The organism is Streptomyces sp. JH34, assembly GCF_029428875.1.
Taxonomy (GTDB): Bacteria; Actinomycetota; Actinomycetes; order Streptomycetales; family Streptomycetaceae; genus Streptomyces.
Window position 1 is genome coordinate 1,496,915 of sequence record NZ_JAJSOO010000001.1, and the last position, 5,340, is coordinate 1,502,254.

The window sequence follows — 5,340 nt, forward strand, 5'->3', positions numbered from 1 at the left end:
AGGCGACCAGGGGGCGCGGTGTCAAGCGCTCAGAAACCGCTGGAACCGTGTGTCGAACTCCCGCGGGTCCTCGGCCAGCGACGCCTTGACCATGGCGGTGAACTCGTCCAGGACCACCTCGAACGCGTCGGACTCGACACCGTCGAGGGTGATACGGGCAACGTCGGCCGGGTCCGTCTTCGGCACGTCGTAGCCCTTCATCATGTCTGTGTCGGCCGCGCCGAGGTGCACGGAGGTGACGCGTGTGCCCTGGCCGGTCAGTTCCTGGCGCAGCGCGTTACTCATGCTCCACAGGGCGGACTTCGAGACGCCGTAGGCGCCGTTGCCTGGGAAGACGAACCAGGAGGCCGAGGAGGCGATGTTCACGATCGCGCCCCCGCCGTTGGCCGCGAGGACCGGTGTGAAGGCGCGGGACACTGACAACGAGCCCCAGAAGTTGACGTCCAGCGCGGCTCGGACGCCATCCAGGTCCCCGAGCAGAGGACCGCCTCCGATACCAGCGTTGTTGACCAGCAGGTTCACGTCGGCGGCGACGCGAGCGGCGTTCGCGACGGCCTCCGGGTCGGTGACGTCGAGGGCGAGGACCTGGACGCCTTCGAGGTCGATCGACTCGGGACGGCGGGCGGTCGCGTAGACCTTGGCTCCTCGCTCGACGAGCTGGGCGGCGAGGTGGCGGCCGATGCCGCGGTTGGCTCCGGTGATGAGCGCGGTGGCTCCGTTGAGGTTCATGTCGCGTACGCTAAAACCTGACGTCGACGTGAGAATCAAGTCGGGAGCCGGCGGGAGGCGCTTTGAGGATCGGGCAGGTGGCCGAGCGCGCCGGGGTCAGCGTCCGCGCGCTGCGGTACTACGAGGAACAGGGACTCGTCGTCGCCGACCGCGGGCCCGGCGGCCACCGGCAGTACCCGGACTCCGCCGTGGAGCGGGTGAGATTCATCCAACTGCTCTACGCGGCAGGGCTGTCGAGCAAGGCGATCCTGCCCATCCTGCCGTTCCTGGACACCCTTGTCGCGACCCCTCGCATGGCACGCCGGCTCGAGGCCGAGCGTGACCGGATCAAAGCCCAGATCGGCGACCTGACCAAGGCTCATGACAGGCTCGAGGAACTGATCCGCCTCGCCGCCGCGTACAAGGACTCCCCGGCTACCTGCGAGGCGGACGAAGGCCCCGCCATGTCGTCAGCCGCGCGGCTACCGCGCGAGCGCATCCCGGGATTGCGGCCGAACAGGCGCTGACGGCGGTCGCAGGTCGAGGGTCGACGAGTGGGTCGCAGCCGGCCCCCTTTCACGTGCTCAGAGCGCTCGGCCTGCCTCCCGATCCGGTTGTGCCGCAGCGGGACCTGCCCGCCGAGAGAACGGTGCTCGACTCCTGACCCGCCGGTGACGCCAATGATCGGTGGCCGGCGGCCTTGACCGTATGTGCGACGGCGAGAGCGGGCAGGCGTCGGCTTCCGTATGGGTCCGGGCGCGGGTGTCGGGGACCGGCCGCCGGTGGTCATTCGCCTCCGGCCACAGCAATGACGCCGGCCACCGTGGCGGCCACCGCACAAGCGGTGGCCGCGTAGGTGAGGCGGCGGCGACGCAGGGAGCGTAGGCCGCACGCGAACAGGGGGCGCGGATCGCACGAGGAGCGCCCGTCGCGCCCGGCCTTGGCGCGCGCCGCGGCCTGCCCCTGCCGGGCTTTCGGCTTGCGCATTGCTCGTGCGTCTTCACTGCCTGTGCTGCCAGGGGGACCGAGCCGCGTGGGAGTGGGTCAGCCGAGGCTGCTGCCGCCCTCGCCTGTCAGACGTTCGACACCCGCTCGCAGCACCGCAGAAAGCGCTCCTGGATCAATAGCTCATCGCGGCAGATCACTGCCTTCACTGGTCTCTCCCGGGACGTCTGATCCCCGAACCGCCACCTCCTGCCCACTCGTATGCATGGAGGTGAGCGGGGCGGCGACGACTCTTGGTTTCCGAGGCGTCCGAGAACGCGCCGGCTGCGGTGGATCACCAGCAGCCACGTCGGCAAGTAGGCTGCTAACAAGGGGAGTTGAGGCGCATGCCGGTCTCGGGACGTATGCTGAACGTGCGGGCTGCGCGCGGGCATGGGGCTCCGACTCGGGGGAGGGTGCGTGGAAGCGCATCGCACTGCAGAGCTGAAGGTTTTTGTACCCGTCAAGTACGACCTCGGCGGGACCATCTTCGACACCAGGCGCCTGATGCAGGCAGTGGAGGCCCGGCACGGCACCGTAAGCGTGGACATGACCATGCTGCGCAGCTGGAACCTGTCGTATCTGGCCGGGCACTCACCGGTCCTCTCATGCGCGCTGTCCGAAGGGGAGACGGTGCTCGCCGGGGCCAAGTGGTCCTTCGACTGCCGGATGCGGGTGTATCCGTGGCTCGGTGTGGTCTCGGTCGACTACACGTTCACCCTCGTCGAGGGCGTGGCCGACATCGAGCACTTCTACGACGACCTGGTCGACTGGAAGAACCGGGACTACCTGCCCTACCTCGAACGATGCCACGCCCTCAGCGACAACCTGAGTCTCCGGATTCCCCCGGGCCTGAGGGCCGGTGACTCCGAGGCGCACGGCTCCGCCGTGCGGGCTCTGCGGAGCGCCACGGCCGGGATCATCGAGCCCAGGCCGTTCCTCTACGCCTTCCACGACTTCCGCCTGTGCTTCATCGGCGACTCCGACAGCCTTCCCGACGAGCGGGTAAGGCAGTTGCTCTGGCTGTCCGACGGTGAGTCCGCCCTCCCTGAGGACGGACTCACCCACCCTCTCGGCTTCAGGGGCCTGGAGGTCGCGAGTTCCGGCTGGTCGACGGTGGTCCGGGGGGAGCCCGGGGCGGTGGCCGCCGAGGCAGAGACGGTCACCACCCTGCTGAACCTCGTCCACGCCCAGTGGTACGTGTGCCAGTTATGGATCAACGCCCACGACCTGCGGGGACAGCAAGGAGGCGCGGGCAGTCGGCTGGCGGGCGCCCACGTCCTTGCCGCGAATCAGACGGCTCTCGTGCAGGACCTCTCCGAGATCGACAATCTCGACGTCATGCTCAAGGACCCTGTCCTGCTGCGGGTCGCGGAGTACCTGGAGACCAACCTCAAGGTCCGCAGGCACAAGGAGACCGCCATGTCGCTCCTGCACGCCCTCGAGAACCACTCCCGTCAGCTGGCGGATCACAACAACGAGACGGAACTCCGCCGTGTCCAGGTGCTGTTCGCGATCTCAGCCGCCGCCGGCATAGCCAGCCTCGTCCCCTCCCTCACCGATGTCGGATTCACCTTGCTCCACGTGGCGGCCACCGTCATTCCCCTGCTTGGTTTCTGGGCCTTGTTCGCAGTAGATTTCACCGGTGTGCGCCGACGGTTCGGGAGGCGGCGCCGACGACCATGAGCGGTCCGGTGAAGGAGTGGCGTGAACGACATCAGCGCACGGTGGTACCGGCCGGGGGCGATCCCCGCCGTCCAGGTCCGTGAGCTGACGGACATGTTCACGGAGGTCGCCGGCGAGTTCGTCCCCCCACTCACCCTGCGCGGTGGGACCGCCGTGTCCGACCTTCGCGAGCGCGGCCCCGAGGCCGCCCCCTCCCCCGGGAACGGCTACCTGGACGAGATGCTCCAGCAGGAGCTCATCATGTCCAGGCACAAGGGCGAGGCCGCCGGCTTCATCTCCTTCCGCAGCAACCACCAGGACCCGCGCTACGCCGAGCTATGCCCCTGCCTGTACGTGAGCACCATCGCCGTACGACACGGCAACCGGCGGCACGGCATCGCACGCGCCCTCTACGAAGAGCTCTTCGCCCTCCCGGCATCCCTGCCCCGGTGGGTCGTGCTGCGCACCTGGTCCACCAACACCGGTCACCTCGAACTCCTCGACCGCCTCGGGTTCACCAGCATCCTCCGTCTCCAGGACGACCGCGCCGACGGAGTGGACACCCTCTATCTCGCGAACGATCGCACCGCGAAGGCAGGGGCTGCGGCGGGCGGGTTCGCGGCAGGAGCGACATAACCGTCCCGGCGGTCGGCCCAAGGTCATCACGCGCGCATGGCTGCCCCCCGAGCGCCGACAGCCCATGCAGCGGGAGCGATCCGGCCGACGGGCCGGGGATCACCGTGACCCACTCGGCCCAAGGACCGTCGCGGACTGGTTACGCCCGGTCCGTCAGCTCCTCCGCGAAGACCTGTGACAGCGGCTGCGGACCCACGTACCGCTGGCAGTTGCACTGCCCGGCCTCGTAGCGCAAGGGTTTCTTCTCCTCGTCCCAGGCCGTCGGTACCTCGACGCGCTCATGGCAGCGGCCCGACGTGTCGTGCTTGGCGAGGTGGTGCGTGCATCCGCAGACGGGTTCCGGCGTCCTGTTGGCCGCCTCGACCGCCAGGCGTTCCTGTTTCGCCTCCCGCATCAGCTCCATCCTGCGCTCGTGCCGGTTGCGCAGCGCGGTTCGGACGTTGTCCGCCACCCATGCGAAACCCCCCGTCCAGAACAGAATGAGCAGGATCCAGATCCAGTTCATCGCTCCCCCTCCCAGCTCCCCAGCGGTGCTGCCAGGATACGCCGGGCGCCGCGTCCGGTCCTCGGACCGCCGGGCCGACCCCTGACCACCACGCAGGGGATGTCTCGCTGGAGGGACGGGAAGTGACCTCACGGCGGAGGCCCGTCCGGGGACGGGTCTCCGCCGTCGCGCGGTGCGGCGTGCAGGAGGAGGTCAGACGAAGTAGTCCTGCGCGTCCTTCATCCGACTGGTCATCAGGCTCAGAAGGGGATTCGGCGTGGTCACCTCCTGGCGTTTCCGGATTGACGGGCCGGGCCCCTCGTGCGAGGGGCTCCGGACCGCGGTCAACTGCCTTCGCTCAGCACCAGCATGATGTGCTCGTGCTCGCCGTACATGACGGTCCCACTGCTCCGGAAGCCGTGCTTCTCCAGCAGGCGGACCGAACCGGTGTTCTCCGCGAACGGGTCGGCGTACAGCGGCCGGTTGGTCTCCTGTTCCAGGAAGAGCGCCAGCGCGCGTGTGCCGATGCCCCGGCCCCAGTACTGCCGGCCGAGCCAGTACCCGATGAAGCGCCGGTCCTCGTCCCACCACGCCACCAGATTGCCCGCCAGCACGCCGTCGACGGTGACGGCCTGTACGCGGTTGGACGGGTCCCCCAGTACCTTCGTCGTCCAGTGCCTCATGAAGGCCTCGCGTTCACGGGGCGGGAAGTTCGACCGGCGCACGGACTCCGGGTCGTGTTCCTGCGCGAGGAACACCTCCAGATCGTCCTGGACTACGTCTCTCAGACACACCTGTTCAGTCATGCCGACGGAGTCTGCCACCCGCCACTGACAATCCCGGGTGGCAGACGTCCGCGCCCG

7 protein-coding genes are annotated in these 5,340 nt (G+C 68.7%); 3 read left to right on the forward strand and 4 right to left on the reverse strand.

Translation table 11 applies throughout. The annotated features are described in order from the left end of the window. Positions 1-21 precede the first annotated feature (21 nt). A complete protein-coding gene (locus tag LWJ43_RS06665) occupies positions 22-729 on the reverse strand; it encodes an SDR family oxidoreductase (protein ID WP_277331359.1) in 708 nt (235 codons plus the stop codon). 77 nt (positions 730-806) lie between these two features. Here LWJ43_RS06665 and LWJ43_RS06670 point away from each other — a divergent pair, with 77 nt between their 5' ends. Then, complete coding sequence (locus LWJ43_RS06670; protein ID WP_346771976.1) at positions 807-1,235, forward strand: MerR family transcriptional regulator; 429 nt, start codon at positions 807-809, stop codon at positions 1,233-1,235. 259 nt (positions 1,236-1,494) lie between these two features. On the opposite strand, the gene LWJ43_RS06675 is transcribed toward LWJ43_RS06670, so the two are convergent. Next, positions 1,495-1,695, reverse strand: coding sequence for a hypothetical protein (locus LWJ43_RS06675; RefSeq protein WP_277331362.1), 201 nt, complete (start codon positions 1,693-1,695; stop codon positions 1,495-1,497). Between the two features lie 417 nt (positions 1,696-2,112). On the opposite strand from LWJ43_RS06675, the gene LWJ43_RS06680 reads away from it, so the two are divergent. Together LWJ43_RS06680 and LWJ43_RS06685 are read left to right on the forward strand one after the other, a co-directional pair. After that, complete coding sequence (locus LWJ43_RS06680) at positions 2,113-3,378, forward strand: hypothetical protein (protein ID WP_277331363.1); 1,266 nt, start codon at positions 2,113-2,115, stop codon at positions 3,376-3,378. A gap of 21 nt (positions 3,379-3,399) precedes the next feature. After that, positions 3,400-3,993 carry a GNAT family N-acetyltransferase gene (locus LWJ43_RS06685; RefSeq protein ID WP_277331364.1) on the forward strand — a complete coding sequence of 198 codons (594 nt, stop codon included), beginning with the start codon at positions 3,400-3,402 and terminating at the stop codon, positions 3,991-3,993. Between the two features lie 139 nt (positions 3,994-4,132). On the opposite strand, the gene LWJ43_RS06690 is transcribed toward LWJ43_RS06685, so the two are convergent. Both LWJ43_RS06690 and LWJ43_RS06695 read right to left on the reverse strand, forming a co-directional pair. Further along, on the reverse strand, positions 4,133-4,498 hold the full coding sequence (locus LWJ43_RS06690) for a hypothetical protein (RefSeq protein ID WP_277331365.1): 366 nt from the start codon (positions 4,496-4,498) through the stop codon (positions 4,133-4,135). A gap of 323 nt (positions 4,499-4,821) precedes the next feature. Continuing rightward, on the reverse strand, positions 4,822-5,283 hold the full coding sequence (locus LWJ43_RS06695; protein WP_277331366.1) for a GNAT family N-acetyltransferase: 462 nt from the start codon (positions 5,281-5,283) through the stop codon (positions 4,822-4,824). Between the last annotated feature and the right edge of the window lie 57 nt (positions 5,284-5,340).

Coding starts and splice junctions, on each gene's coding strand:
- LWJ43_RS06665 (WP_277331359.1), bottom strand. CDS start 729: ATGAACCTCAACGGAGCCACCGCGCTCATCACCGGAGCCAACCGCGGC.
- LWJ43_RS06675 (WP_277331362.1), bottom strand. CDS start 1,695: ATGCGCAAGCCGAAAGCCCGGCAGGGGCAGGCCGCGGCGCGCGCCAAG.
- LWJ43_RS06690 (WP_277331365.1), bottom strand. CDS start 4,498: ATGAACTGGATCTGGATCCTGCTCATTCTGTTCTGGACGGGGGGTTTC.
- LWJ43_RS06695 (WP_277331366.1), bottom strand. CDS start 5,283: ATGACTGAACAGGTGTGTCTGAGAGACGTAGTCCAGGACGATCTGGAG.